This window comes from Microbacterium sp. SLBN-146 (assembly GCF_006715145.1).
GTDB lineage: Bacteria > Actinomycetota > Actinomycetes > Actinomycetales > Microbacteriaceae > Microbacterium.
Genome location: NZ_VFMR01000001.1, coordinates 2,996,706 through 3,022,897, shown reverse-complemented (window position 1 = coordinate 3,022,897; position 26,192 = coordinate 2,996,706). Strand labels below are relative to the sequence as shown.

Annotated in this window: 25 protein-coding genes and 1 tRNA gene; 19 read left to right on the top strand and 7 right to left on the bottom strand. The window is 67.8% G+C overall.

What is annotated here, in order from left to right; all coding sequences use genetic code 11:
• Nucleotides 1–18 precede the first annotated feature (18 nt).
• Nucleotides 19–825 (top strand): RNA methyltransferase, encoded by an 807-nt coding sequence (locus tag FBY39_RS13560; protein WP_141932784.1) that lies wholly within the window; start codon nucleotides 19–21, stop codon nucleotides 823–825.
• Here FBY39_RS13560 and FBY39_RS13555 read toward each other — a convergent pair.
• A complete protein-coding gene (locus FBY39_RS13555; protein ID WP_141932783.1) occupies nucleotides 822–1,679 on the bottom strand; it encodes an SGNH/GDSL hydrolase family protein in 858 nt (285 codons plus the stop codon). The two genes, FBY39_RS13560 and FBY39_RS13555, sit on opposite strands and share 4 nt — an antisense overlap.
• Before the next feature lie 112 nt (nucleotides 1,680–1,791).
• Between FBY39_RS13555 and FBY39_RS13550 the strand changes: the two genes are divergently transcribed.
• The 5 genes from FBY39_RS13550 (at nucleotide 1,792) to FBY39_RS13530 (ending at nucleotide 7,448) form a co-directional block, all read left to right on the top strand.
• Complete coding sequence (locus FBY39_RS13550; protein WP_141932782.1) at nucleotides 1,792–3,651, top strand: DEAD/DEAH box helicase; 1,860 nt, start codon at nucleotides 1,792–1,794, stop codon at nucleotides 3,649–3,651.
• A 127-nt stretch (nucleotides 3,652–3,778) separates the two neighbouring features.
• A complete protein-coding gene (locus FBY39_RS13545; RefSeq protein WP_260838071.1) occupies nucleotides 3,779–4,867 on the top strand; it encodes a VIT1/CCC1 family protein in 1,089 nt (362 codons plus the stop codon).
• Nucleotides 4,868–4,958: 91 nt separating this feature from the next.
• Nucleotides 4,959–5,043: transfer RNA gene (locus FBY39_RS13540), tRNA-Leu, on the top strand.
• A gap of 266 nt (nucleotides 5,044–5,309) precedes the next feature.
• Nucleotides 5,310–6,608: a M20/M25/M40 family metallo-hydrolase gene (locus FBY39_RS13535; RefSeq protein ID WP_141932780.1), complete on the top strand. Its 1,299-nt coding sequence runs from the start codon at nucleotides 5,310–5,312 to the stop codon at nucleotides 6,606–6,608.
• A gap of 9 nt (nucleotides 6,609–6,617) precedes the next feature.
• The gene (locus FBY39_RS13530) at nucleotides 6,618–7,448 is read left to right on the top strand and encodes an undecaprenyl-diphosphate phosphatase (protein ID WP_141932779.1); all 831 of its coding nucleotides are present in this window, start codon (nucleotides 6,618–6,620) and stop codon (nucleotides 7,446–7,448) included.
• Here FBY39_RS13530 and FBY39_RS13525 read toward each other — a convergent pair whose 3' ends face one another.
• The gene (locus tag FBY39_RS13525) at nucleotides 7,449–8,315 is read right to left on the bottom strand and encodes a PAC2 family protein (protein WP_141932778.1); all 867 of its coding nucleotides are present in this window, start codon (nucleotides 8,313–8,315) and stop codon (nucleotides 7,449–7,451) included.
• A gap of 105 nt (nucleotides 8,316–8,420) precedes the next feature.
• Between FBY39_RS13525 and FBY39_RS13520 the strand changes: the two genes are divergently transcribed.
• From FBY39_RS13520 to lnt, 9 genes are all read left to right on the top strand, one after another.
• The gene (locus FBY39_RS13520) at nucleotides 8,421–9,104 is read left to right on the top strand and encodes an HAD family phosphatase (protein ID WP_141932777.1); all 684 of its coding nucleotides are present in this window, start codon (nucleotides 8,421–8,423) and stop codon (nucleotides 9,102–9,104) included.
• Nucleotides 9,101–10,108, top strand: coding sequence for a tRNA (adenine-N1)-methyltransferase (locus tag FBY39_RS13515; protein ID WP_141932776.1), 1,008 nt, complete (start codon nucleotides 9,101–9,103; stop codon nucleotides 10,106–10,108). Before FBY39_RS13520 ends, FBY39_RS13515 begins: the two co-directional genes overlap by 4 nt.
• A gap of 4 nt (nucleotides 10,109–10,112) precedes the next feature.
• Nucleotides 10,113–11,060: an FKBP-type peptidyl-prolyl cis-trans isomerase gene (locus tag FBY39_RS13510; protein ID WP_141932775.1), complete on the top strand. Its 948-nt coding sequence runs from the start codon at nucleotides 10,113–10,115 to the stop codon at nucleotides 11,058–11,060.
• Nucleotides 11,061–11,103: 43 nt separating this feature from the next.
• Entirely contained in the window at nucleotides 11,104–12,099 is a 996-nt protein-coding gene (locus FBY39_RS13505; protein ID WP_141932774.1) for a YafY family protein, read from the top strand.
• Nucleotides 12,096–13,061 carry a YafY family protein gene (locus FBY39_RS13500; RefSeq protein ID WP_141932773.1) on the top strand — a complete coding sequence of 322 codons (966 nt, stop codon included), beginning with the start codon at nucleotides 12,096–12,098 and terminating at the stop codon, nucleotides 13,059–13,061. Before FBY39_RS13505 ends, FBY39_RS13500 begins: the two co-directional genes overlap by 4 nt.
• Before the next feature lie 104 nt (nucleotides 13,062–13,165).
• Entirely contained in the window at nucleotides 13,166–13,417 is a 252-nt protein-coding gene (gene tatA, locus FBY39_RS13495; RefSeq protein ID WP_141932772.1) for a twin-arginine translocase TatA/TatE family subunit, read from the top strand.
• Between the two features lie 65 nt (nucleotides 13,418–13,482).
• On the top strand, nucleotides 13,483–14,244 hold the full coding sequence (gene tatC / locus FBY39_RS13490; RefSeq protein WP_141934208.1) for a twin-arginine translocase subunit TatC: 762 nt from the start codon (nucleotides 13,483–13,485) through the stop codon (nucleotides 14,242–14,244).
• Nucleotides 14,241–16,733, top strand: a complete 2,493-nt coding sequence (locus FBY39_RS13485; RefSeq protein WP_141932771.1) for an RNA helicase — start codon at nucleotides 14,241–14,243, stop codon at nucleotides 16,731–16,733. The genes tatC and FBY39_RS13485 overlap by 4 nt, the downstream gene beginning before the upstream one ends.
• Nucleotides 16,734–16,781: 48 nt before the next feature.
• On the top strand, nucleotides 16,782–18,353 hold the full coding sequence (gene lnt / locus FBY39_RS13480; RefSeq protein ID WP_141932770.1) for an apolipoprotein N-acyltransferase: 1,572 nt from the start codon (nucleotides 16,782–16,784) through the stop codon (nucleotides 18,351–18,353).
• Between the two features lie 6 nt (nucleotides 18,354–18,359).
• On the opposite strand, the gene FBY39_RS13475 is transcribed toward lnt, so the two are convergent.
• The 4 genes from FBY39_RS13475 to FBY39_RS13460 form a co-directional block, all read right to left on the bottom strand.
• Entirely contained in the window at nucleotides 18,360–18,743 is a 384-nt protein-coding gene (locus tag FBY39_RS13475; RefSeq protein ID WP_141932769.1) for an RNA polymerase-binding protein RbpA, read from the bottom strand.
• Nucleotides 18,744–18,854: 111 nt separating this feature from the next.
• Nucleotides 18,855–19,649, bottom strand: a complete 795-nt coding sequence (locus FBY39_RS13470; protein ID WP_141932768.1) for a glycerophosphodiester phosphodiesterase family protein — start codon at nucleotides 19,647–19,649, stop codon at nucleotides 18,855–18,857.
• Entirely contained in the window at nucleotides 19,639–20,700 is a 1,062-nt protein-coding gene (locus FBY39_RS13465; protein WP_141932767.1) for an SPFH domain-containing protein, read from the bottom strand. Before FBY39_RS13465 ends, FBY39_RS13470 begins: the two co-directional genes overlap by 11 nt.
• Nucleotides 20,693–21,190, bottom strand: coding sequence for an NfeD family protein (locus FBY39_RS13460; RefSeq protein ID WP_141932766.1), 498 nt, complete (start codon nucleotides 21,188–21,190; stop codon nucleotides 20,693–20,695). The genes FBY39_RS13465 and FBY39_RS13460 overlap by 8 nt, the downstream gene beginning before the upstream one ends.
• A gap of 123 nt (nucleotides 21,191–21,313) precedes the next feature.
• Here FBY39_RS13460 and FBY39_RS13455 point away from each other — a divergent pair, with 123 nt between their 5' ends.
• The gene (locus FBY39_RS13455; RefSeq protein ID WP_141932765.1) at nucleotides 21,314–22,078 is read left to right on the top strand and encodes an SDR family oxidoreductase; all 765 of its coding nucleotides are present in this window, start codon (nucleotides 21,314–21,316) and stop codon (nucleotides 22,076–22,078) included.
• 3 nt (nucleotides 22,079–22,081) lie between these two features.
• A complete protein-coding gene (locus FBY39_RS13450; RefSeq protein WP_141932764.1) occupies nucleotides 22,082–24,064 on the top strand; it encodes a S9 family peptidase in 1,983 nt (660 codons plus the stop codon).
• Nucleotides 24,065–24,127: 63 nt separating this feature from the next.
• Here FBY39_RS13450 and FBY39_RS13445 read toward each other — a convergent pair whose 3' ends face one another.
• Entirely contained in the window at nucleotides 24,128–24,688 is a 561-nt protein-coding gene (locus tag FBY39_RS13445) for an HdeD family acid-resistance protein (RefSeq protein WP_141932763.1), read from the bottom strand.
• Between the two features lie 188 nt (nucleotides 24,689–24,876).
• Here FBY39_RS13445 and FBY39_RS13440 point away from each other — a divergent pair, with 188 nt between their 5' ends.
• Nucleotides 24,877–25,470, top strand: coding sequence for a sulfite oxidase-like oxidoreductase (locus FBY39_RS13440; RefSeq protein ID WP_141932762.1), 594 nt, complete (start codon nucleotides 24,877–24,879; stop codon nucleotides 25,468–25,470).
• On the top strand, nucleotides 25,467–26,192 hold the full coding sequence (locus FBY39_RS13435; protein ID WP_186337019.1) for an FAD-binding oxidoreductase: 726 nt from the start codon (nucleotides 25,467–25,469) through the stop codon (nucleotides 26,190–26,192). Before FBY39_RS13440 ends, FBY39_RS13435 begins: the two co-directional genes overlap by 4 nt.

Below are 26,192 nucleotides of genomic sequence, written 5' to 3'. Positions count from 1 at the left end.
GCGTGCGATAGTGGACGCGTGGGAGTCATCCGGATCGCCGAGGCCGACGATCCGCGGATCTCCGACTACCGCGACCTCACCGACGTGGCCCTGCGGCGGGTCCTCGAGCCGGCCGGCGGCCTGTACATCGCCGAGTCGGCCAAAGTGATCTCGCGTGCCCTCGCTGCAGGGCACCGCCCGAGGTCCGTCCTGGTGCAGGACAAGTGGCTGGACGATGCCGCCGACCTGTTGCGGAATCATCCGGACGTGCCCGTGTACGTCGTGGAAGCGCAGATCGCCGAGCAGATCACGGGGTACGCCGTGCACCGTGGCGTTCTCGCCGCCATGCACCGGCCGGTCGAAGCATCCGTCGCTGACATCGTCGACGGCGCACGCCTCGTCGTCGTCCTCGAGGACATCGTCGACCATACGAACGTGGGCGCGATCTTCCGTGCGGCCGCGGGACTTGGGGCGGATGCCGTGCTCGTGAGCCCGCGTTGCGCCGACCCGCTCTATCGGCGGTCGGTGCGGGTCAGTATGGGGACGGTCTTCCAGGTCCCCTGGACGCGCATCGGCGAGTGGCGTGGAGCGAGTGAGGAACTGCACGCGCGCGGCTTCCACCTCGCCGCGCTCGCGCTGTCGGACGACGCGGTGTCGCTCGACGAGTTCGCGACGAGGGGCCACGACAAGGTCGCACTGCTCCTGGGATCCGAGGGTGACGGTCTCTCCCGCCGCGCTGTCGCTGCGGCTGATTCGATCGTGACGATCCCCATGATGGGTGACGTCGATTCGCTCAACGTCGCAGCGGCGAGCGCCGTCGCTCTGTGGGAGCTGCGTCGACGCTAGACGTTGTCGCCGCGTGAGTCCGACGCGTCTTTTCCGGGGGTGGGAGTCGTGAAGGGGAGTGCCTCGGGACGCTTCGCCGTGATCTGGTCGCCCGACGATTGATGGCGCACCCGCCGGAGCACCCAGGGCACGAGGTACTCTCGGGCCCACACGAGATCGACGGCACGAGCCTCGCGCCACGTGCGACCAGGCAGCGGATCGGGCTGCATCGGCTGAAGGTCGTTGGGGACGTTCAGTGCGCGGAGGACCATGCGGGCCACTTCGTGGTGACCGAGTGCGTTGTAGTGCAGGCGGTCATCGTCGAAGAAGCGCATGTCCTGCACCTCTTTGAGCGCCCACTGATCGGCGACGATGCAGTCGTAGCGCTCGGCGATGGCGCGGATGTTCTCGTTGTAGATCGCCACCCGCCCCCGGATGCCGCGGAAGACGGGCGTGAAGTTGGTGTCGATGCCCGTGAAGACCACGACCGTCGCTCCACCGCTCGAGAGGCGGACGACGGCGTCCTCGAAGAGCTGGGCGACCGCATCGGGGTCGGCGCCCGGCCGGATGACGTCGTTGCCCCCCGCCGAGAACGTGATGAGGTCGGGCTGCAGCGCGAGCGCGGGCTCGACCTGATCGGCGACGATCTGCCCGATGAGCTTTCCCCGGACAGCGAGGTTCGCGTAAGCGAAGTCATCGACCGAACGGGCGAGGACCTCGGCGACCCGATCTGCCCATCCGCGATGGTCCGACGTGCCCTCGATGGGGTCGCCGATCCCCTCGGTGAACGAGTCTCCGATCGCGACGTAGCGCCGCCAGGGGTGGGGCTGCGCGTTCGCGACGAAAGGTGCGCGGTGTTCATCCGTGTCGGACATTCGCCCTCCCTCGATCGTTCGACGTCTTCGAGCGTAGCGCCCGACGGTCGATGTCGCCGGGAGCGCTTAGGGTGGTCAATCGTGCTGTTCGGGCAGTTCTGGGAGGGGGCCGATGGACGAGGAGACGCTGGCGGACTCCGTCCGGGACGACTCGTCGGAGCAGCACATCGGCAGTTTCGCCGCCGAGCACCTCTCGCCGTCCTACCCCCAGCGGGCTCCGTGGGGCACGGCGCAGCGGCTCCGTGCATGGCAGGCGGAAGCCCTCGACCTGTATTTCGGGATGGACGGTCCCGACGGCGTCGGCGGTGGTCCTCGCGACTTCCTCGCCGCCGCGACACCGGGTGCCGGCAAGACGACCTTCGCTCTCCGTCTCGCGAGCGAGCTCTTGAGGCGCCGCATCGTCGAGCGGATCGTCGTCGTCGCCCCGACCGAGCACCTCAAGACGCAGTGGGCTGACGCCGCCGCCCGCGTCAACCTCCGCCTCGATCCGGGCTTCAGCAACCGGCACGGGCTTCCTTCCCGTCAGTACCACGGCGTCGCCGTGACCTACGCGCAGGTCGCCGTTAAGGCCTCCGTCCACGAGCGACTCATCCACGACCGGCCGACGCTCGTCATCCTCGACGAGGTCCACCACGGCGGCGATGCGCTCAGTTGGGGCGACGCGCTCCGCGAGGCCTATGGGCGCGCCACACGGAGGCTCCTCCTCTCCGGTACTCCCTTCCGCAGCGACACGGCACCCATACCGTTCGTGGAGTACCACCCCGACGAGAAGGGGATCCGGCTCTCCCGGACGGACTACAACTACGGCTACCGCAGAGCCCTGGAGGACGGCGTCGTTCGTCCCGTGCTCTTCCTCGTCTATGCCGGCCAGATGCGCTGGCGCACCAAGACGGGCGACGAGATGGAGGCGCAACTCGGCCAGGACAACACGAAGGACGTCACGTCGCAGGCATGGCGAACGGCCCTCGATCCCGAGGGGCAGTGGATCCCCGCTGTCCTGCGCTCCGCCGATCGGCGCCTGACCGAAGTCCGCGAACAGGTTCCGGATGCCGGCGGTCTCGTGATCGCAACGGACCAGACCGCGGCGCGCGCGTACGCCGACATCCTGACGTCGATCACGGGCGAGCAGACAACGGTCGTGCTTTCCGACGAAGAGGGTGCGTCGGCACGCATCGAAGAGTTCGCCAACAACACGCGACGGTGGATGGTCGCCGTGCGCATGGTCTCCGAGGGCGTGGACGTCCCGCGACTCGCCGTCGGCGTGTACGCGACGAGCGCGTCGACGCCGCTGTTCTTCGCGCAGGCCATCGGACGCTTCGTGCGTGCGCGCCGCCGCGGCGAGACGGCCAGCGTCTTCCTCCCCAACGTGCCTCAACTGCTCGCACTCGCGAACGCCATGGAGATCGAACGCGACCACGCCCTCGACCGTGAGAGCAGCGGCGACGACGAATGGGCGCTCGACGACGACCTCCTCGCGGCGGCCGAAACGGGGGACTCCGCGTCCGATGCGTTGACGTACGAGTTCACCTACCAGGCGCTCGGGTCGCTCGCGCACTTCGACCGCGTGCTCTACGACGGCAAGGAGTTCGGCCAGCTCGCGGTGCCGGGGACACCGGAGGAAGAGGAATTCCTCGGGCTTCCCGGCCTCCTGGAACCCGAACACGTCCACGAGCTGCTCGTGCAGCGCCAGGCCCGGCAGAGCCGGCATCGGCGGACGCGGGAAGCGCAGGAGACTGCCGACGGCGCCGCCGGCGCGCCGGACGTCCCGCCCCCCGCGCTGCACCGCACGCTCAAGGAACAGCGGCAGCTCCTGAACAGCCTCGTCGGGCTGTACGCGCGCCAATCCGGCGAACCGCACGGTGCCGTGCACGCCGAACTCCGTCGAGTGTGCGGAGGTCCTGCCGTGGCGCAGGCCACTGTCGCTCAGCTCCAATCGCGCATCGACGTCCTCCGGGCACGCGTCCGTTCCTGACCCCCCGACCCGCGGCCCTGCAGCTGTTCGGATGCCCGAAATGCTGGCAATCTCGGCCCCACGGCCGTTTCGGCGAGGTGCGGTGGTTAGCGTGAAGAGTCCCTTTCCCCGTGCCTGGAGGCTCGAATTGGCAGCGCTCGCCGAACCCACGACCCGTGACAGACGCCGCTGGGCGCAGTACCTCGTCGACGAACGCGCCGAGGCGGAGGTGTATCGCCAACTGGCCTCCCGCCGAGAGGGGGAGGAGAGGGAGATCCTGCTCGCGCTCGCCGAGGCGGAAGGACGCCACGAGGCGCATTGGCTCGTCCTCCTCGACGGCGAGCCCGCGCGGTTGCCGCGTCCGGACACGAGGACGGTCATGCTCGGCTGGCTCGCGAAGCGGTTCGGGTCGATCTTCGTCCTCGCGCTCGCCCAGAACGCCGAGGCGCGCTCGCCGTACGACGACGAGCCGTTCGCGACGTCGGCCATGGCGGCGGACGAGAAGGTCCATCACGAGGTCGTTCGCGGGCTCGCCGCGCGCGGTCGACGGCGGCTCTCGGGAACCTTCCGCGCGGCCGTGTTCGGCGCCAACGACGGGCTCGTCTCCAACCTCGCGCTGGTCATGGGCATCGGTGCGACGGGCGTGGCACCGCAGTTCGTCCTGTTCAGCGGCATCGCGGGGCTTCTCGCGGGTGCCCTCTCGATGGGCGCGGGCGAGTTCGTGTCGGTTCGCTCGCAGCGCGAACTGCTCACGGCGACCGAGCCGAGCGACTTCGCCGACGCAGCCCTGCCTCATCTCGACCTCGACGCGAACGAACTCGCGCTCGTGTACCGCACGAGAGGGATGCCGCAGGATGAAGCGCTCGAGCGGGCGCGCCTCGTGGTCACGGCAGCTCAGGCAGCCGATCTCGGCGCACCGTACCGCGGACTCGTCGACGCGCCGAGCGACCACGATGTCGTCGGCGGAGCCTGGGGAGCCGCCACCTCGAGCTTCCTGTTCTTCGCTTCGGGCGCGATCATCCCCGTCCTGCCCTGGATCTTCGGTCTCACTGGACTCGCCGCGGTCGTCACGGCGCTCGTGCTCGTGGGCATCGCCCTCCTCGCGACGGGAGCGACCGTCGGCGTGCTCTCCGGCGGTCCGCCCTTCAAACGAGCTCTCCGCCAGCTCGCGATCGGGTTCGGTGCCGCGGGGCTCACCTACCTCCTCGGACTGGCGTTCGGCGTTTCGCTCGCGTAGTCCCCGTCGATCGCGAATGCTGGGCGGCGGTTCGTGGCCATCCCGGGGACGTGGTAATGTCGTTCCTCGGTTGCAAAACCGAAACCACCTTGCGCGGGTGGCGGAATAGGTAGACGCGCTAGCTTGAGGTGCTAGTGCCCGTATAGGGCGTGGGGGTTCAAGTCCCCCCTCGCGCACACAGAACGAAAGGCCCCTGTCCCAGGATCACATCCCGGGACAGGGGCCTTTCGGCATCCCGGCCTTCGACGCTCGAACCGCGAGACTGCACCTTCCGGCCGATACTGCACGTGTAGGCCGCAGCCTCGGCCGGAGGATGCAGTCTCGCCGGTTCGGGGCGCGCCGGATCGGGGCGCGCGGCGATGGGGCAGGGGGTGGTGCGGGGGATCGGAAACGACACGGGCCTGACATCTGCGCGATCGTCCTTCGCGATAGGTTTGTCCGCATGCCTGCCGACTCCTCGCTTCCCGAAGTCGTCAGGGTCGCCCGTGACCTCATCCGCTTCGACACGACCAACTTCGGCGGCGGGCGTGCGCACGGCGAGCGGGAGGCGGCCGAGTACGTCGGTGCCTACTTGGAGTCGCTCGGCCTTTCGCCCGAGTACTTCGAGCCGATTCCGCGCCGCACGAACGTGTCGGCGCGCGTGGCCGGACGCGACCCGTCGAAGCCCGCCCTCGTGCTGCACGGCCACCTCGATGTCGTCCCCGCGATCGCCGAGGACTGGAGCGTCGATCCTTTCGCGGGGGAGATCCGCGACGGGATGCTGTGGGGTCGTGGCGCCGTCGACATGAAGGACATGGATGCCATGATCCTGACGGCCGTCGCCGACATCCTCCGCGCGGGGGAAAAGCCGGCGCGGGACATCATCGTGACGTTCTTCGCCGACGAGGAAGACGGTGGGGGAGAAGGGTCGGCGCTCGTCGTGCGCGATCGGCCGGAGTGGTTCGACGGCGCGACGGAGGCGATCAGCGAGGTCGGCGGATACTCGGTCTCGATCGGCGATCGACGGGCGTATCTGCTGCAGGTGGGTGAGAAGGCGCTCCTGTGGATCCGCCTCTCCGCGCGCGGACGCGCAGCGCACGGGTCGAGCGTCCACCGCGACAACGCCGTCACGAAGCTCGCGGCAGCGGTCGCCGCGCTCGGCGCGACCGAGTGGCCGGTCCGGATGACGGCGACGACGACGGCGATGATCGAGCAGCTCGCCGGCATCACGGGCGGCTCCCTCGACGATCCGGATGCCCTCGCGTCCGCGTCGGGTCCGGCATCCGGTTTTCTGCGCTCTTCGCTGCGAACGACGACCAACCCGACGGGTCTCACGGCTGGATACAAGCACAACGTCATTCCCGACTGGGCGGAGGCGCTCATCGACGTGCGTGTCCTTCCGGGCACGGAGGACGCGGCTCTTGCCGACATCCAGCGCATCGTGGGCGACGAGATCGAGATCGAGATCGTCCACGGCGACATCGGCCTCGAGGTGCCCTTCGAGGGCGCGCTCGTCGACGCGATGGTCGCGGCGCTCGGCCGGCATGACCCTGGAGTGCCGGTGATCCCGTATCTCCTGGGTGGCGGAACCGACAACAAGGCGCTCTCGGCCCTCGGCATCGCCGGCTACGGCTTCGCGCCGCTGCGGCTCCCCGAGGGGCTCGACTTCACCGGGATGTTCCACGGTGTCGACGAGCGCGTACCGCTCGACGCCCTCGTCTTCGGACAGCGCGTCCTCACCGACCTGCTTCGGACGTACTGAAAGGCGCCCATGCAACTGCTCGAAGCCCTCTTCCTCGGGCTCATCCAGGGTCTCACCGAGTTCCTCCCCATCTCGTCCAGTGCGCACCTGCGCATCGTCGGTGAGTTCCTCCCGTCTGCCGAGGATCCCGGCGCGACGTTCACTGCCATCACGCAGATCGGCACCGAGACGGCCGTCCTGGTCTACTTCTGGGGCACGATCGTGCGGATCATCTCGCGGTGGGCGCAGTCGCTCGCGGGCAAGGTCCCGCGCAACGATCCCGACGTCCGCATGGGATGGTTGATCATCATCGGAACCCTCCCCATCGGAGTGCTGGGTTTCCTGTTCCAGGACGTCATCCGCGGGACGTTCCGGAACCTGTGGCTCGTCGCCATCGTGCTGATCGTCTTCGGTCTCCTGCTCGGTGCTGCGGACCGCTGGGGACGCCGCGTGCGCGAGATGAACCAGATGACGTATCCCCACGGCCTCGCGCTGGGGTTCGCGCAGGCGCTCGCGCTCGTGCCGGGTGTGTCGCGATCCGGCGCCACGACGACCCTCGGCCTCGCGCTCGGGTACACGCGCCCCGCCGCCGCGGAGTATGCGTTCCTCCTCGCGGTCCCCGCCGTCTTCGGCAGCGGGTTCTACGAACTCCTGAAGAGCTTCGAAGAGCCCGGAGGACCCTACAACCTCCTCGAGACCGGTGCCGCGACAGTCGTCGCGTTCGGGGTCGGGCTCGCGGTCATCGCGTTCCTCATGAGCTACATCAAGAAGCGCAGCTTCCTGCCGTTCGTCATCTACCGCATCGCGCTCGGCGTCCTGCTGATCGTGCTGCTGAGCGTCGGAGTGCTGCAGCCGTACTGATCAGCGGCGCGGCGGATCGTCGCGACCGGGTTTCGACGGACCTTCGCCCCCGCGGCGGAGGTACCGCTCGAACTCCTGGGCGATGGCGTCGCCGGAGGCCTCGGGCGAATCCCAGGTGTCACGCGTGCGCTCGAGCTGCCGGATGTACTCCGTCATCTCTTCGTCATCCGCTGCGGCGGCGTCGATCGATGCCTCCCACGCTGCGGCCTGCGTCACGAGATCGCCGGTGGGGATGGTCGCTCCCGTGAGCTCGCCGAGGCGCTCGAGAAGAGCGAGCGTCGCCTTCGGCGAGGGGGTGTGACCCGCGACGTAGTGCGGCACGCTCGCCCACAGGCTCGCAGCGGGAATGCCGACGGCGTCGGCGCCGGTGCCGAGGACGCTCAGGATGCCCACGGGGCCCTCGTAGGTGCTGCGTTCGAGTTCGAGCGTCGTCCTGATCATCTCGTTGTCGCTGCCTGAGAAGATCGAGATCGGCCGCGTGTGGGGGACATCCGACATCATCGATCCGAGAGAGACGAATCCGGTGACATCCTCGCGAAGCGCGACATCGATCAGCTCGCCAGCGAAGGCCTGCCACGCGCGAGCGGGCTCGACGCCCGTGAGCAGCCACAGCTCGGGTCCTGGCGGCGGATCCTTGGGACGCAGGATGGTCGTCTCGGGCCAGCGCAGGCTGCGTCGCCCCTCGCCGTCGGTCTCGATGTGGGGGCGGGTGTACTGGTAGTCGAAGTAGAGCTCCGGATCGACCGAGAACACCGGTTCGTACTCCGCGAGCTCTCGCAGATGCGAGATGGCAGACGAGGCCGCTTCGCCCGCGTCGTTCCAACCGTCGAACGCCGCGACGAGAATCCTTCGACCCAGTCCGTCCACGCAACCTCCATCGCCCCGCCTGTCCGGGCTTCCTCCCACAATAGGCGTCGCGCACGACAGAGGGCGCGGTGGGGGCGCGCGCCGTGCCGCGGATAGCATGGACTGATGACGTCGCCTCCTCTCGCCGCGGTTCTCTGGGACATGGACGGCACTCTCGTCGACACCGAGCCGTACTGGATGGCCGCGGAAGGACCGCTCGTCGAGCGATTCGGTGGCACCTGGTCGCACGAGCAGGCACTCGGTCTTGTCGGACTGGGACTCGAGGACTCCGCGCGCATCTTCCAGGACGCAGGCGTGAAGATGGCTGTGCCCGACATCGTCGATCACCTCACGGATGCCGTCATGAATCAACTCTCCGAAGAGGGCGTTCCGTTCCGCCCGGGAGCACGGGAACTTCTCGCGGGCCTCCGTGCTGCCGGGATCAAGACGGGTCTCGTGACGATGTCCCTCCGCCGGATGGCGACGACCGTCGTAGACCTGATCAACTTCGACGCCTTCGACGTCGTCATCGCGGGCGACGACTCGACACGTCCCAAGCCCTTCCCCGACCCCTATCTGCAGGCCTGCGACGCTCTCGGCGTCACACCCGAAGAGGTCGTCGCGATCGAGGACTCGCCGAACGGCGTGCGCTCAGCCGTTGCATCCGGCGCCGCCGTCATCGGCGTCCCCCTCATGGTCTCCGTGACGGGGGCGGGGGCGCACGCCGTCTGGCCGACTCTCGCGGGACGCTCCGTCGACGACCTCGTCGACTTCCATGCGACCCACCGCCGCCGGGAGCGCGTCGCGTGACCGGGCGTCCGAGCGGTCCGTTCCGGGTCGGCGATCGCGTCCAGCTCACGGGGCCCAAGGGGCGTCTTCACACGATCACGCTCCGCGAAGACGGCGAGCTCCACACGCACCACGGTGTGCTGGCCCACACGGCGCTGATCGGCCAGCCCGACGGGTCCGTCGTTGCGAACAGCGGCGGGCACGAGTATCTCGCCCTGCGTCCGCTGCTGCGGGACTTCGTCATGTCGATGCCGCGCGGAGCGGCGATCGTGTACCCGAAGGATGCCGCGCAGATCCTCGCCGAAGCCGATGTCTTCCCCGGCGCCGTCGTCGTCGAAGCCGGTGTCGGATCGGGCGCCCTGTCCCTGTGGCTCCTCCGCGCGATCGGCCCGTCAGGGCGACTCATCTCGTTCGAGCGCCGCCCGGAGTTCGCCGAGGTCGCGCGCGCCAACGTCGACACCTATGCCGGCGAGTCGCCGTCGAATTGGGAGATCGTCGTCGGCGATCTCGGGGATGCGTTGCCGACGGCGGTCGAACCGGGCTCCGTCGATCGTGTCGTCCTCGACATGCTCGCGCCTTGGGAGTGCATCGACGTCGTCGCCGACGCGCTGACGCCCGGGGGAGTCGTCCTCTGCTACGTCGCGACCGCGACGCAGCTGAGCCGCGTCGCGGAGTACATCCGCCACACGGGACTGTTCACCGAGCCCGATGCCAACGAGACGATGGTGCGCGGCTGGCATGTCGAGGGCCTCGCCGTGCGGCCGGACCACAGGATGATCGCGCACACGGGGTTCCTGCTGTGGGCTCGACGCCTCGCACCCGGCGCCGTGCCCCCCGAGGTCAAGCGTCGTGCGTCGAAGTCGAGCTACGGTGACGAAGACGTCGAGCTGTGGACCCCCGGCGCGGTGGGAGATCGCCAGATCACCGACAAGAACCTTCGCAAGCGCGTTCGCGAGGCGCAGAAGGCTGCCGACGGCGCGCGCATCGCCGCCGCCGATCGCGCGGCGGACGACCCCGTAAGCTAGCCCGGTGCGTAAAGTCCCCGTCATCCCTGGTGCCGTCGCCGTCCTCGGACTGGTCGCGGTCGGTCTCGTCGGCTGCTCGCAGAGCTCGGAGGCGGACTGCCGTCCGGTCGCCGACGATGCGAAGCTCACAGAGCTCGTCTCGGTGACGGGAGACGTCGGTCAGCAGCCCGAGATCGACGTCTACACACCGTTCCACGTCGACGAGTCGGTGTCGGCTCGCGTCATCGACGGCGAGGGGACTCCCGTCACGACCGACGGGCAGGTCGTCATGCTCGATTTCTCCATCGTGAGCGGTGAGACGGGCGAGGTCGTCTACGAGAGCGGATACTCCGGCGCCTCGACGCCGTCGGCCCTCGCAGGACTGACGGGAGTGATCCCGGCATTGACCGATCCGCTGCGCTGCGCGACCGCAGACTCCCGCACGATCATCGGCGTCGCGCCCGGTGGCATCGTGGCGGAGGCGGCCGTCAACCTCGGGCTCGCCGAAGACGACTCGGCCGTCGTCGTCGTCGACATCCAGAAGGTCTACCTTCCTCACGCCGAGGGCTCGCTCGTCTTCAATGCGGGGGGCGGACTCCCGTCCGTCGTCCGTGCACCCGACGGACGCCCCGGTGTGACGATCCCCGATTCCCCGGCTCCCGCCGACGACGCGTCGCAGACGCTCATTCGCGGCAACGGCGCGGAGGTCACCGCAGAGGATTCGATCCGCGTCCATTACACGACGCTCGACTGGGACACGAAAGAAGTCCTCGAGTCTTCGTGGGATGCCGAGCCCGTCGCGCTCGGCCTCGCGACCGTCCAGGAATCTCTCGCTGATGCCCTCATCGGACAGACCGTCGGATCGCAGGTGCTCGTCGTGCAGCCGGCGGTCGAGGCGAGCGCGGATGCCGCAGCGCAGGCCGCTCGCGTGTTCGTGATCGACATTCTCGGAATCGACCCGGTCGCGCAGTAATCCGCTCCGCGACCCACCGTGCAGGCGACCCTAGGATGAGTGGGTGCCCGCCAACGCCATCGTCAGGAACCCGCCCGAGGAGCGACTCGTCAACCTCGTCGTGGCCCTCATGGCGACCGAGCAGGGCCTGACGAAGGAGACCATCCTCGGCAGTGTTGCGGGTTATCGCGAGCAGGCCGAGTCCGGCGCGTCGAAGGACGCACTCGAGAAGATGTTCGAGCGTGACAAGGAGAACCTCCGTGCTCTCGGCGTTCCGATCGAGACGATCGGCGACTGGGCCGATCCGGACGATCTCCGCGAAGCGCGGTACCGCGTCCCGACGGCGGAGTACGAACTCCCCGCCGATATCAGCTTCACGCCCGCGGAACTGGCGCTGCTGAACCTCGCGGGCGGCGTGTGGAGCGAGAGCTCCCTCTCGGCGGATGCGCGCAGTGGACTCCGCAAGATCCGCGCGCTCGGCATCCCGGTCGATGAACCCATCATCGGGTTCTCCCCCCGGATCAGCGTGCGGGAGCCGAGCTTCGCACCGCTCCAGCGTGCGATCGAGCAAACGAAGGTGGCTCGATTCTCCTATCTGAAGCCCGGCGAGACGGTCGCGCGCCTCCGTCGCATCCGCCCGCTCGCGCTCGTCGAGTATGAAGCGAGGTGGCATGTCTACGGCATCGACCTCGATATCTCAGCCGAACGCACGTTCCTGCTCACGCGCATCGTCGGGACGGTGGAGGTGACGCGCGAGTCGTTCCCTCGCGAGTTGCGCGACGGTGCGGGGGAGCGGGCCCTCGCCGGCCTGGACGATGTCGCCCGGCAGAACTCCGCCCTGCTCGAAGTGACGCCCGGAACGGAGGCAGCGCTCCGTCTCCGCCGGCGGGGAGCCTCTGTGGATCAGCGGCTGCGCGTGCCGTTCGTCGATCTCCACATCTTCGCCGACGAACTGGCGTCCTACGGTCCCGAGGTCCGCGTCGTCGAACCGGCGGTCCTTCGTGACGAAGTGATCGCCCGGCTCGAAGCCGTCGCGCGGGTGCACGGGGGAGCGTCATGACCGACCGCAGACCCCTCGTTGCGACCGATCGCGCCGCGCTGATGCTCCAGCTCGTCCCGTACTTGATCGGCAAGGGCGAGGTCTCCGTGGCTGAGGCGGCAGACGAATTCGACGTGTCGCCCGGTCAGATGCGCGCGATGGTCGAGAAGCTCACTGTCATCGGCCTCCCCGGTGAGGGAGGCTTCTGGCAGATGTCGAACGACCTGTTCGACATCGACTGGGATCTCCTGGACCAGCGGGATCTCATCGTCATCACCAACGCCGTGGGTCTCGAGCGCGCCCCCCGGCTCACGGCCCGTGAGGCCGCCGCGCTTCTGGCCGGACTCCATCTGGCCCGGACGATCCCGGGCGTCGGTGACACGGCTGTGTTCGCCGGACTGCTCGCGAAACTCGCGCGCGGAGCATCCTCCACGCCCGCTGACGTCATCGTCGCACCCGGGCCCGTCGATACGGCGCGCGACATCGTGGCGAACGCCCTGACGCGCGGGGTGGCCGTGAGTTTCACCTACCAGGCGCCGGACGCCGCCGCGACGACACGGACGGTCGACCCCGTGAAGGTGCTGATCTCCGACGGTCAGTGGTATCTCCAGGGCTGGTGCCATCTGCGTCAGGCGATGAGGACGTTCCATCTCGACAGGGTGAGCGCGATCGACACGACCGATATCCCGATCACCCACGGCGAAGAGCCGGTGCCCGAGTGGTTCGAGGCAGGATCGAGCGGCGACGTGATCGTACGGTTGCGTTTCGCCGAAGAGGTCGGACCACTGCTCGGCGACTACCTCGATCGCGCGGTCGTGCAGACATCGGACGGGGTCGCGACGGCCACGATGCGGGTGGCCGACGAGGTGAGTCTGCGGCGGCTGATCGCACGCCGGGCGGGCGCCGTGGAGGTCATCGAGCCAGAGGGCGCGCGTCGGGAGGCCGCCGCGTGGGCGCAGGCGGGCCTCGCGCTGTATCGCTGAGCCGCCTCCTCTGAGTCGGCGCGGGTGAACGCGGTGACGATCGTCGCGGCGCATTCGTGCGGGCCAGGGTTACACTGGCATCAGACCCCCGAAAGGACACCGACATGCTGCAAGGCCTCACAGGGTGGCACTTCCTGATCATCCTCGCCGTCATTCTGCTGCTGTTCGGCGCTGCGAAGCTCCCCGCGCTGGCGAAGAGCATGGGCCAGTCGGCCCGTGTCTTCAAAGGTGAGATGAAGGCGATGAAGGACGAAGACGTTCCCGCCTCGTCCGACACAGCCGCTTCCGTCGAATCGCCGTCGAACCCCGATATCCGCTCTGATGCGGGCGGGTCGGCACGCGACACCAGACCCTGACAGGCGTGACCACGGCGAAGGCGCCGCGAGCAGTCAACGAACAAGCTCCGCGGCGGGAAAAGCGCATGTCGCTGGGGCAGCACGTCGTCGAGCTGCGCAAGCGGTTGATGATCGCTGCTGCGGCATTGATCGTCGGCATGGTCGTGGCGTTCTTCATCACCGATCCGGTGATCCACCTCATCACCGAACCCATCCGTGTCATCGCGGAACGCGAGGGTGAAGAGAACAAGGTCGAGCTGATGTTCAGCACGATCACCTCGGGCTTCGACTTGCGCCTGCGGATGTCCTTCGCGATCGGCATCCTCATCTCCGCGCCCATCTGGCTCTGGCAGATCTGGGCCTTCATCATGCCCGGGCTCACGAGGAAAGAGGTCCGCTACACCGTCGGATTCCTCGCGGCCGCCATCCCGCTCTTCTTCGCCGGCGCGTATGTCGGGCTGCTGATCATGCCCCACATCGTCGAGCTCATGAACAACTTCGTGCCCGAGGGCGGAGCATCCTTCTACGACGCCGCCTACTACTACGACTTCGTCTTCAAGCTGCTCATCGTCGTCGGGGTCTCGTTCATCCTTCCCGTGTTCCTCGTGGCGCTGAACTTCGCCGGGGTCATGTCGGGCAAAGCGATCCTCAAGGGGTGGCGGGTCGCGATCCTCGTCGCCGTCATCTTCTCGGCGCTCGCGACCCCGGCAGCGGACGTCGTCTCGATGCTCATGCTCTCCGGCATCCTCGTGCTGCTGTTCTTCGCGGCTGCAGGACTCTCCATGCTGTTCGATCGTCGAAAGGCAAAGCGCGAAGCGGCATTCCTCGCATCCGAGACCGGCCTGTGAGTGACTCCAGTCCGGCCGAACGGTATGCCCGCGCGACCGCGCGGACGACCCTGAGTCGGGAGTTCCCCGCCACGAGTGTTTTCGCGGCGAGCCAGCGTTTCGACCTGGATCCCTTCCAGATCGCGGGATGCCAGGCGCTCGAGGCCGGGCGCAGTGTGCTCGTCGCGGCGCCGACGGGCGCAGGAAAGACGATCGTCGGCGAGTTCGCGATCCACCTGGCCATGCAGGAGCCGGGTGACAAGGCGTTCTACACGACCCCCATCAAGGCACTGTCGAATCAGAAGTTCCGTGAACTGCAGCAGGTGTACGGGCCGGACCAGGTCGGCCTGCTGACGGGCGACACGAACATCAACGGAAACGCGCGGATCGTCGTCATGACGACGGAGGTGCTGCGCAACATGCTCTACGCCGATTCGGCCGCCCTGCGGGGGCTGCGGTTCGTCGTGATGGATGAAGTGCATTATCTGGCGGACAGGTTCCGTGGGGCGGTATGGGAGGAGACGATCATCCATCTCCCTCCGTCCGTGAAACTCGTCTCGCTGTCCGCCACGGTCTCGAACGCCGAGGAATTCGGTGACTGGCTCGACACGGTCCGTGGTGACACGGAAGTGATCGTCTCGGAAGTGCGTCCCGTTCCACTCGAACAGCACGTTCTCGTTCGAGGTGATCTCCTGCCGCTCTTCGACGACCGGGCCGGGATCGCGACGGCCCAGGTGAACCAGGAGCTCATGCGGATCCGCTCGTTCAAGGGTCCGACGTACGAGAACGACCGTCGCGCGCAGGAGTTCCGCTCCTCCGGAGGCTACGAGGCCTCGCGGCGGCGTCCTCATCGCGGTGCGAAGCGGCCCGTGCGTTCGGGCAACGTGCAACGCATCGAGCGCCTCGATCGCCCGCAGGTGGTGGAACTCCTCGGCCGGGCCAATCTCCTTCCGGCGATCTTCTTCATCTTCAGTCGGGCCGGATGCGACGGGGCGGTGCAGCAGGTGCGCCGGGCCGGCGTGCGTCTGACTTCGCACGACGAACGGCTCGAGATCCGCTCGATCGTCGAGGAGAGGACTCGCACGCTCCTCGACGAAGACCGTGCCGTCCTCGGGTACTGGGAGTGGCTCGACAACCTCGAACGCGGCGTCGCCGCACATCACGCCGGGCTTCTTCCTGCGTTCAAAGAGGTCGTCGAGGAGTTGTTCCAGCGGAAGCTCGTCAAGGCCGTCTTCGCGACCGAGACCCTCGCTCTCGGAATCAACATGCCGGCGCGCACGGTCGTCCTCGAAAAGCTCGAGAAGTTCAACGGCGAGGCGCGCGTCGCCATCACCTCCGGCGAGTACACGCAGCTGACGGGTCGTGCGGGTCGGCGAGGGATCGACGTCGAAGGACACGCCGTCATCCAGTGGACGGAGGGACTCGACCCTCAGGCCGTCGCCGCTCTCGCCTCGCGACGCACGTATCCGCTGAACTCCAGCTTCCGGCCCACCTACAACATGGCCGTGAACCTCATCGATCAATTCGGCCGTGCCCGCGCACGAGAGATCCTCGAGTCCTCGTTCGCACAGTTCCAAGCCGACAGGTCGGTCGTCGGGCTCGCGCGCCAGGTGCGCGAGCAGGAGGAGTCGCTCGCCGGGTACGAGAACGCCATGACATGCGATCGCGGTGATTTCACGGAGTACTCCGGCATCCGCCGTGAGCTGAGCGATCTGGAGAAGCTCAATCGGAAGGATGCCACGGCATCCAGGTCCACCCGTGACAAGCGGGTCAATGAGATCGCGCGCCTTCGCAAGCTGATGCTCCGGCATCCCGCCCACGCGTGCCCCGACCGTGAGAATCACGCGCGCTGGGCCGAGCGCTACTGGAAGCTCAAGCGCACGATCGACAAGACCCGGCGTCAGATCGACACGCGGACGGGTGCTGTCGCCCGCGTCTTCGACCGTGTGGTCGACGTGCTCGTCGCCCTCGACTACGTCCGGATCGCGCCGGAGGGGACGGCGAGCCTGACCGCCGACGGCCGCACCATGAGACGCATCTACGGCGAGCGCGATCTCCTCGTAGCCGAGGCGCTGCGCACGGGGCTGTGGGACCGACTGGATGCGCCGTCGCTGGCGGCCATCGCCTGCTGTCTCGTCTACGAGCCCCGCCGGGACGAAGGCGCTCCCGCAGACCATGCTCTGCCGCGCGGCCCGTTCCGTCAGGCCCTGAGCGATACGAACGAGTTGTGGCAACGCCTCGACGACCTCGAGCGGGAACATCACCTCCCCGGGTCGGAGCCCGTCTCCGCCGGACTCGCCCAGGCGATGGCCTCGTGGGCGCGCGGCATGCCGCTCGACAGGGTTCTGGACGAGGCGGATCTCGCGGCGGGCGACTTCGTCCGCTGGGCCAAACAGACGATCGATCTGCTCGATCAGTTGTCGATCGTCGCCGACGGCAAGATCGCGAGCGTCGCTCGGACGGCCCTCGACGCCGTGCGGCGAGGCATCGTCGCGTACTCGTCGGTCTGACCGTTGCGCGCGGCCGGCGTTCAGCGTCGCCGAACTAGGCTCTTTCCCGTGCCCGATGCCCGCAGAGTCCGCCCCCTCCTGCCCCTGTGGGCTGCCGCGATCGTCGCGGCTGTCGCGGGCGCCGTTCTCGACCTCGCCTATCCCTCCGTGGGGTGGTGGCCCCTCGCGTTCGTGGGCGTCGGACTCGCACTCGTGACGCTGATCGGGCGCAGTGCGTGGGGCGCACTTCTCGTCGGCGTCATCTTCGGCGCCTCGTTCTATCTCATCCACATCATGTGGATCACGCGCTATCTGGGGGTCGTGCCGTGGTTCGCCCTCGCGGGACTCGAGACGGTTTTCATGGCGGTCGGGTCGATCCTTCTCACCCTCGCGTACCGGTGGTTCCCGCGCGTCTTCCCCGGACGGTGGGCGCAGCTGGTCGGCCTGCCCGTCGTGATCGGCGGACTGTGGACCGCGAGGGAGCTCTTCATGGGTTCGTGGCCGTACACGGGATTCCCGTGGGGCCGGCTGGGCATGAGTCAGTCCGAGAGCCCGCTCGCCCACCTCTCGTCGTGGCTCGGCGTGTCGGGTCTGACCTTCCTCATGGTCGTCTTCACAGCCGCGGTCATCGAGTGGGTTCGCGCGGCCGAGCAGCGCAACGTCCGGACGGCGATTCCCGCCGCCGTGGCGGGAATCCTCCTCGTGGTCGTGCCGGCGTTTCCGACGACTCCCGCGGGCGATCTGCGTGTCGGGAGCGTCCAGGGGAATGGCCCGTCTGCCTATTTCGACGAGCGTGGACGCAACGCCGTCCTGAACGCTCAGCTCGAGGCGACGGCGCCGCTCTTGGGCGAGGACATCGACGTCCTGCTCTGGCCGGAGGGCGGCATCGACTCCGATCCGCTCTCGAACACGGGCACCGCAGCCGTGCTCGACGCGCTCGCGGAGAGGGTCGACGCCCCTCTCATCGTGAATGCGGCGACGCAGCGCGGCGATGACGTCTTCAACACGTCGATGCTGTGGGTGGCGGGGGAGGGCGCAGTCCAGCTCCACGACAAGTCGAATCCCGTACCCATGGGGGAGTACGTCCCCGACCGATGGTTCTTCGAGGCTCTCGCGCCCGACCTCATCGGGCTCATCCAGCGGGAGTACACGCCGGGCACGAACCCGCCGTTCTTCGACGTCGACGGCATCGGTGTCGGTCTCGCGATCTGCTTCGATGTCATCTACGACGACGTCATCTGGCAGGGCGCGCAGGATGGCGCGCAGATCTACATGTTCCAGACCAACAACGCCGACTTCCGTGACACCGACGAGAACCTGCAGCAGCTCGCATTCGCGCGCATGCGGGCCATCGAGACGGGTCGTTCTGTCGTCAACATCTCGACGGTGGGGACGAGTCAGGTCATCGCGCCGGACGGTACGACCATCGACGGACTCTCCGCCAACGAGGCGGGCCACATGCTGACGGACGTCGAGCTGCGGACCGGACTCACTCCTGCCGTCATCGTCGGTCCGTGGGTGCAGGCGATTCTCGGGTGGGGGAGCCTCGCCGTGCTCGTCGTTCTGGGCGCGCTTCAGGTGCGGCGTCGGCGCACAGAGAAGACGCCGACCCCCGAAGGGGCCGGCGTCTCGACGGAGTGATTCGCGTCAGGCGCTGATCTTGTCGATCGACGTGTCGCCACCGGCACCGCGGCGGGCGCGGACGTAGGCGAGACGCTCTTCGAGAAGCTCTTCCAGTTCAGGAAGCGTCCGACGCTCCAGCAGCATGTCCCAGTGCGATCGCGGCGTCTTGTCGCCGGAGTGATCGACGGTGGCGGTTCCCTCTCCGATGCGGAGGAGCGCCTCGGCACCGCAGGTGCGGCACTCCCAGGCTTCCGGAACCTCTGCATCGACGGCGAACGTCAGGACGGTGTCACGTCCGCAGGACGTGCAGGAATATGTGTGCTGTGCGCGCTCATGGAACACGACGCCCTCTTCGCTCTGTAGGCTCTGGGCGCCGAGTCGGATGCCGCGCAGGCTGCGGTCTGCCATTGTGTGGTCCTCTCGACGGTTACCAGTTGTAACGTCGTGACCTGGGCAGATCATGCGAGAGAGGCCTCCTCAGGAGGCATTCACAGACGATGCTCAGCGGGTGGGTGAAGGTCAGGGCGCAAGCGTTTCCAGCGCGATGTCCGCATGGTCGGTGACGATGCCGTCGACGCCTGATTCCACGAGGCGCCGCACGTCGTCGGGCGCGTTGACGGTCCAGACGTGGACCTCGACTCCGTGGCGGTGCGCGGCTCTCACCAACCGAGGCGTCAGGACACGCACCCGTCCGCGGCGCTCCGGCACCTGGATCGCATCGACGCCGGCGAGAATCCGCCGCACGGCGCGGTCCGAGCCGAGTGCGACAGCGGCGAGGAGGCGTGCCATCGTGGCGGTTCCCGGAGAGGTCGCCGGACGCTCGCCTCCCGCGCGGTTCGCGGCATCCAGCGCCTCGATGCGGTTCTTGTCGGAGAAGCTCGTCACCAGCACCCGCTCTCCGTTGGGGGCGATCAGTCGGCCCACCGTCTCCGCTGCGGCGGCAGCCTTCACGTCGAGGTTGAACCTGAGGGTGGGGAACGCGTCCAGCGCCTGCGCGACCTCGATGAGCCCACCCCGATCGGACATCATCGCTTCCAGTTCCGTCGATGTGACCTCGGAGAGCCGTCGTGGATCACCCGCGATGCGCGTGAGATCGTCGTCGTGAAAGAGGACGGCGACACCGTCACGCGTCACATGACAGTCCGACTCCACGTAGTCGACGCCGGCCGCGTGCGCAGCCGCGACGGCGGCGAAGGAGTTCTCCACGACGCCGAGCTCGGCTGCTTCTCGTGTAACGAGCCCGCGATGGGCCAGGACCCGCGGCCCCGGTGGGAAGAAGTACGGATGCCGCGTAGGGTGGCCGTCACTCGGCACGGGGCCGCGGCGGGTCCGGCGTGACGGCCTTCGCCTCGTTCGCGATGGAGTCCGCGGCGGATGCCGCTTCCCGCGCGGCGGCAACAGCCTCGTCGGCGGTGTCGACCGTCGTCGAGGGCGTACGTCGCGGGCGCGGTGAAGACGGCCCTGTCGGAGCTCGCCCGCCGAACGCGTCGCCGATCCCCTGCAGTGCCTCCGTCAGCTCGCTCGGGATGATCCACAGCTTGCTCGACGGGCTCTCGGCGATCTTGGGGAGCGTCTGGAGGTACTGGTACGCCAGGAGCTTCTCGTCGGGCTCGCCCACGTGGATGGCGTTGAACACCATCTCGATCGCCTGAGCTTCACCCTGCGCGCGGAGGACCGAGGCCTGCTTGTCGCCCTCGGCGCGCAGGATCTCGGCCTGGCGTCGACCTTCCGCTTCGAGGATCTGAGACTGTTTCGAGCCTTCTGCCGTCAGGATGGCCGCGCGACGATCCCGCTCTGCGCGCATCTGCTTCTCCATCGAGTCCTGGATCGAGTGGGGCGGGTCGATCGCCTTCAGTTCGACGCGCGAGACGCGCAGACCCCACTTGCCCGTCGCTTCGTCGAGGACGACGCGCAGCTGACCGTTGATCTCGTCACGGCTCGTGAGGGCTTCCTCGAGGTTGAGACCACCCACGACGTTTCGCAGCGTCGTCGTCGTCAACTGCTCGACGGCACTGAGGTAGTTGGCGATCTCGTAGGTGGCGGCGCGCGCGTCGGTCACCTGGAAGTAGACCACGGTGTCGATCGAGACGACGAGGTTGTCCTCTGTGATGACGGGCTGCGGGGGGAACGACACCACCTGCTCGCGCATATCGACGAGGGGTCGCAGCCGGTCCACGAACGGCACGAGCAGATTCAGACCCGGCTGCAGGGTGCGCTGGTAGCGGCCGAGGCGTTCCACGACTCCCGAGTAGGCCTGGGGGATGATGCGGATCGAGCGGAAGATGACGACGATCACGAAGATTGCCAGGACCACGAGCAGCACGATCACGAAGATCTGGCCCACGAAGGCACCGACATCAACCATGTTCGGAGCTCCTTTCAGTCGAAGGGGCGGAGGGGAGCGGGGCGACTTCGACCGTCGCTCCGAGGACGGTCATGACCTTCACGCGGGTGCCGATGCCCAGCGTGTCGGCGGCATCGTCCGGCAGCTTCGCCGTCCAGGTCTCGCCGTTGTCGAGTCTCACGGATCCGAAACCGTCGACGAAGGGGCTTGTCACGCGTGCACCCATGCCGTACAGCGCATCCACGTTCGTGAGAGCGGGCTGCGTCCCCCGATGCAGGAGCCGCAGGAGGAGCGGCCTTATCGTGAAGAGGAGAAGGCCCGAGAGGGCGGCAGCCAGGGCGACCTGAAGCCACCAGGGACCGCCGAGGAGATTCACTCCGAGACCACCGACGAGCGTGCCCGCGGCGAGCATCAGGAAGGTGAACTCGAGCGTCAGGAGTTCGATGATCACGAAGACCAGGGCCAGTACGAGCCACGCGATCCACAGGTACTGCGTCAGATCCGGAAGCATCCTCACCCCTTTGCGCGACTGCTCGAACACTACCAAGACGTGGGCTCGAAGCGGCCGCGGCGGAGCCGGTTGATAGGGTCGACACGGCCCTCGTGTGGCACCTCGAACTCCAGGAGCATCCCCATGTCGCAGACTCTCGAACCAGGCTCGCTGAGCGGAAAGACCGCTCTCGTCACGGGGTCCTCCCGCGGAATCGGCGCCGACACGGTCCGGTACCTCGCCGAAGCCGGCGCGAACGTCGTCATCAACTTCCGGAACAAGGCGCCGCGCGCAGAGAAGCTCGCGACGGAACTGCGGTCATTGGGGGTCGAGGCGCTCGTCGTCGGCGCCGATCTCACGGATCCTGAGTCGGTGCAGGCCATGATCGACGAGATCGCGCGCACGTTCGGCTCCCTCGACATCCTCGTTCTCAACGCTTCGGGCGGCATGGAGTCCGGGATGGCCGCCGACTACGCGCTGCAGCTGAATCGCGATGCTCAGGTGAATGTCCTCGAGTCAGCCCTTCCGATCCTCGACGAGGGCGCGCGCGTCGTCTTCGTCACGAGCCACCAGGCGCACTTCATCCGCACGACACCCACGATGCCCGAGTACGAGCCGGTCGCGCTGTCCAAGCGTGCCGGCGAAGACGCGCTCCGCGAGCGGATCTCAGACCTCGACGCGCGCGGGATCGGATTCGTCGTCGTGTCGGGCGACATGATCGAAGGCACCATCACGGCGACACTCCTCGAGCGGGCGAACCCGGGCGCCATCTCTTCCCGGCGCGAGTCCGCCGGGCGCCTCTACAACGTCTCGGAGTTCGCTGCCGAGGTCGCGCGCGGAGCCGTCGAGCCGATCCCCGCTGACAACACCCGACTCGTGGGAGACATCAGCTCCTTCGCTCAGGAGTGAACGATGCGCGCCGCGGGCATCGAGAAGCTCATCTCCGTCGGACGCCCTGACATCGCGCCCGACGGGTCGTTCGGTGTGTTCGCCACGTCGCGACCCGACATCGCCGCCAATCGCGCCGTCGGCCAGATCTGGCGAATCGAGCTGCCCGGGGGAACGCCGCGCCGCCTGACCCGCGGGACAGCCGACTCCGCTCCGCGACTGTCGCCCGACGGGTCGCAGATCGCGTTCCTGCGAGCCGCCTCGGCCGGCCCGGCGCAGGTCTTCGTCGTCGACGCCGGCGGGGGCGAGCCCGTCCAGGTTTCGGATGCTCCGCTCGGCGTCTCGGAGTTCGCGTGGTCGCCGGACGGCGATCGCATCGCCTACGCGGCTTGCGTGCCGGAAGCGGGGCGATACGGGAGTGTGGAAGGGCTGGACGCCAACGCAGAGTCACCGCGTCGGATCACCGGCGTCCGTTGGCACGCGAACGGGCTGGGGTACATCGCAGACCGGCCTTCTCAGGTCTTCCTCGCGGCGGTGCCCGCGACCGACGCCGAGCCGTTCTACGAACCGGCGCCCGCCGTGCTCGAAGAGGGGCATGCAGCGCCGAGGAAGCGCGTCGTCGCGGACGAGCCGATTCGCCTCACCGAAGACGACATCTCCTACTCCGGGCTCGTCTTCCACGGGGAGGAGATCCTCGCGGTCTCCGAGAGGATCGAGGCGGACCGTCGTGACCTCCGCTCTCGTGTCGTCGGCCTCCGAGCCGACGGAGCGGGAGAGCGCGAGATCATCGCTCCGGAGGCGGGCCTCTCGATCAGCGGCGTCGCGGTGGCGGACGACGGAACGCTGGCTCTGCTCGCATTCGAACCCGGCGAGTCCCACGTCGATTTCATCGCTCCCGGAGTGGGGCTGTGGATCGTCGAGGACGGGTCTCCTCGGAGAGTCACCGACGAGGAGACGATCGATCTGGGTGAAGTGGGGAGCCACATCACCGCCGTCGGGCCGGACTTCCTCGTCCAGGACCGCACGCGCGGGCGCGTCCGTCTGCTCCGTGTGACGCGTCATGGCCATGTCACGGAGGTCCTCGGCGGTGATGTCGAGGTCGGCGGTCACGCGGCCGTCAGCGACAGTGTCATCGCTTCCGTCGCGACACCTGCGTCTGCCGGCGAGCTCGTCCTGGTCGAGGACGGAGAAGCCGTGACGCTGACGACCTTCGGCGCCGACGCAGCAGGGTCCGGCATCACGACGCCGCGAGAGCTCGAGGTCGACGCGCGCGATGAGTATCCGGTCCACGGCTGGGTCGCAATGCCGGCAGGAGCGGGACCGTTTCCCGTCATCTTGCAGATCCATGGAGGACCGTATGCGTCTTACGGCATACATCTGTTCGACGAGACCCAAGTGCTCGTGGATGCGGGCTATGCCGTCGTCTACTGCAATCCGCGGGGCTCGGCCGGCTACGGTCGCGAGCACGGGCGCAGCATCCGTCAGGCGATGGGCACCGTCGACCACACGGACGTCATCGACTTCCTGGAAGCGGCCATCGCTTCGGACGATCGGCTCGACGGCGGACGGCTCGGGATCATGGGCGGGTCGTACGGCGGCTACCTGACAGCGTGGATCATCGCGCACGACCATCGATTCGCGGGCGCGATCGTCGAGCGCGGATTCCTCGATCCCGCCTCTTTCCAGGGGACGAGCGATATCGGCTCGTTCTTCGGCGACGAATACGTCGGCACGGACGCGGAGCAGATCGCCGCGCAGAGCCCGTTCGCGGTCGTCGGTCAGGTGACGACGGCGACTCTCGTCGTCCACTCGGAGCTCGACTTCCGGTGTCCGCTCGAACAGGCGACCCGCTACTACTCCGCGCTGAAGCGCCAAGGGACACCCGCCGAGATGCTGATCTTCCCGGGCGAAGACCACGAGCTGACGCGCTCGGGTCGCCCTCGTCACCGTCTGGAGAGGTTCGATGCGGTGACAGAGTGGTGGTCGCGGATGCTTCCGACATCCTGATCGCAGACGTCGGCCCCGGGAGCGATTCCCGGGGCCGACGTCGGTTCGTTCGAGGTGTGATCCTTACAGGTCGCCCTTGCCGAAGGTGAAGGCGCGGACCACGTTGAGGAGTCCGAGGACGATGAGCGAGATGCCCAGGAGCCACCACAGGACGACGGCTCCCCAGAGGGGCGAGAACAGCAGAACGATTCCGGCGATGATGCTCACGATCGCGAAGAAGATCGTCCAGCCCTTCGAGGAGCTGTCGCTGAGCGTCGAGAGCGAGACGATGCCCTCGATGATCCACATGACGCCGACGAGGACGCCGAGGAACAGGGCGAGGAAGGCCGTCGTCGCGCCCAGATTGAAGAAGGCGACGACGCCCGCGATGATGAACAGCACGCCCAGGACGATGTGGCCGATGCGGGCCCATCCGCCCTTGGACTTGGAGAAGATGCCGAGGCCCGCGTAGACGAGGCCTGCGGCGATGGCGTAGATCGCGATGATCGCGGTGACCACCATGGCGGTGCGGCCAGGCCACACGAGGATGAGGATTCCGACGATGACGGCGAGCACGCCGCCGATGCCGAGCGCCGTGCGGATGCCGTTGACGGCAGCCTTGGCAGTAGAGGATTCCGTGGACATGGGATGTCCTTCCTGGGAGTTTCCTGATGAGGGGCGATCGAAGTCTAGACCCGACGTACAAACTTCCGGGTGAGTCGAAAGTCCCGTGTCGTGGGGGAAGCTGCGTGGGGGGCCCGCTCAGGGCCATGACAAATGTCCTGCATGCCTGGCACACTGAACCCGACACGTCCTCGCTCGAAGGGATCAGCATGGCCGTCTTCTCGAGAGGCTTCGGCGCGCGTCGCCGCGATACAGACCCTCACCTTCCTCCCGGGCAGTATCTGACCGAGGATTTTCCGGTGCTCTCGGCAGGACCGACGCCTCGCATCGACACCGACGAATGGTCGTTCTCGATTCGCAACGAGCACGGAGAGGTCGTGTCGTGGGACTGGGCCCAGCTCATGGACATGTCCATCGAGGACGTGTCGACCGACATTCACTGCGTCACGCGCTGGTCGAAGCTCGGCACCTCGTGGCGAGGCGTGTCGATCGATACGCTCATGGCGCAGGTCGAGACCGATGCGCAGTTCGCAATGGCCCACTCTTATGGCGGCTACACGACGAACATCCCCTTCGAGGATCTTCTCGATGGAAAGGCATGGGTCGCCTTCGAGTTCGACGGTGAGCCGCTCGACCCCGAGCACGGGGGGCCGGCCCGACTCCTCGTGCCCCACTTGTACTTCTGGAAGAGTGCGAAATGGGTCAACGGACTCGTCCTGATGGACGAAGACGCCCCGGGATTCTGGGAGCAGAACGGATACAACATGCATGGCGACCCGTGGACCGAGGAGCGCTATTGGTGATCGTCGGCGGGTGGCGTCCGGCCGAGGTCGTCGATGTCGTCGACGCGTCGTCTCACGCCCGTGTGCTCCGCGTTCGCGTGACCGACTGGCCGGGAAACGACGCCGGCCAGCACATCGACATCCGCTTGACGGCCGAGGACGGCTATCAAGCGGAACGCTCCTACTCGGTCGGGTCATACGGAGCGGGAGACATCATCGAACTGGCCGTCGACGAAGTGCCCGACGGCGAGGTGTCTCCGTATCTCGTTCGTGACGTCGCTGTCGGCGATCAGCTCGAGGTCAAGGGCCCGCTCGGCGGGTATTTCGTCTGGCGCGCCGGGGGAGTGGTGCCGGTGCAGCTCATCGCGGGCGGGTCTGGGATCGTGCCCTTGCGTGCGATCGCGCGGGCGATGTCGGATGCCGGTGTTGCGGCATCCGGTCGTCTTCTCTACTTCGTCCGAACGCCGGAGGACGCGATATATCGCGACGAGCTGACGCGGGATGCGGAGGCCGGGGGAGTACCCGTCACGTGGGCGTACACGCGTGGAGCGCCGGACGGATGGCAGGGAAGAGTCGGACGACTCGATGACTCCGGGATCGCCGCGGCGTCATGGCGGCCCGACGACGAGCCGCTGGTATTCGTGTGCGGCCCGACGCGATTCGTCGAACACGTCGCGGACACGCTCGTGCGCCTCGGGCATCCCGCGAGCAGCATTCGGACCGAGCGTTTCGGAGGTGCGTGA

Excerpts from the sequence above, each read along its gene's own strand:
- FBY39_RS13555 (WP_141932783.1), bottom strand. The coding sequence starts at position 1,679 with ATGTCCGACACGGATGAACACCGCGCACCTTTCGTCGCGAACGCGCAG.
- FBY39_RS13550 (WP_141932782.1), top strand. The coding sequence starts at position 1,792 with ATGGACGAGGAGACGCTGGCGGACTCCGTCCGGGACGACTCGTCGGAG.
- FBY39_RS13535 (WP_141932780.1), top strand. The coding sequence starts at position 5,310 with ATGCCTGCCGACTCCTCGCTTCCCGAAGTCGTCAGGGTCGCCCGTGAC.
- FBY39_RS13530 (WP_141932779.1), top strand. The coding sequence starts at position 6,618 with ATGCAACTGCTCGAAGCCCTCTTCCTCGGGCTCATCCAGGGTCTCACC.
- FBY39_RS13520 (WP_141932777.1), top strand. The coding sequence starts at position 8,421 with ATGACGTCGCCTCCTCTCGCCGCGGTTCTCTGGGACATGGACGGCACT.
- FBY39_RS13500 (WP_141932773.1), top strand. The coding sequence starts at position 12,096 with ATGACCGACCGCAGACCCCTCGTTGCGACCGATCGCGCCGCGCTGATG.
- tatA (WP_141932772.1), top strand. The coding sequence starts at position 13,166 with ATGCTGCAAGGCCTCACAGGGTGGCACTTCCTGATCATCCTCGCCGTC.
- tatC (WP_141934208.1), top strand. The coding sequence starts at position 13,483 with ATGTCGCTGGGGCAGCACGTCGTCGAGCTGCGCAAGCGGTTGATGATC.
- FBY39_RS13475 (WP_141932769.1), bottom strand. The coding sequence starts at position 18,743 with ATGGCAGACCGCAGCCTGCGCGGCATCCGACTCGGCGCCCAGAGCCTA.
- FBY39_RS13465 (WP_141932767.1), bottom strand. The coding sequence starts at position 20,700 with ATGGTTGATGTCGGTGCCTTCGTGGGCCAGATCTTCGTGATCGTGCTG.
- FBY39_RS13460 (WP_141932766.1), bottom strand. The coding sequence starts at position 21,190 with ATGCTTCCGGATCTGACGCAGTACCTGTGGATCGCGTGGCTCGTACTG.
- FBY39_RS13455 (WP_141932765.1), top strand. The coding sequence starts at position 21,314 with ATGTCGCAGACTCTCGAACCAGGCTCGCTGAGCGGAAAGACCGCTCTC.
- FBY39_RS13450 (WP_141932764.1), top strand. The coding sequence starts at position 22,082 with ATGCGCGCCGCGGGCATCGAGAAGCTCATCTCCGTCGGACGCCCTGAC.
- FBY39_RS13445 (WP_141932763.1), bottom strand. The coding sequence starts at position 24,688 with ATGTCCACGGAATCCTCTACTGCCAAGGCTGCCGTCAACGGCATCCGC.
- FBY39_RS13440 (WP_141932762.1), top strand. The coding sequence starts at position 24,877 with ATGGCCGTCTTCTCGAGAGGCTTCGGCGCGCGTCGCCGCGATACAGAC.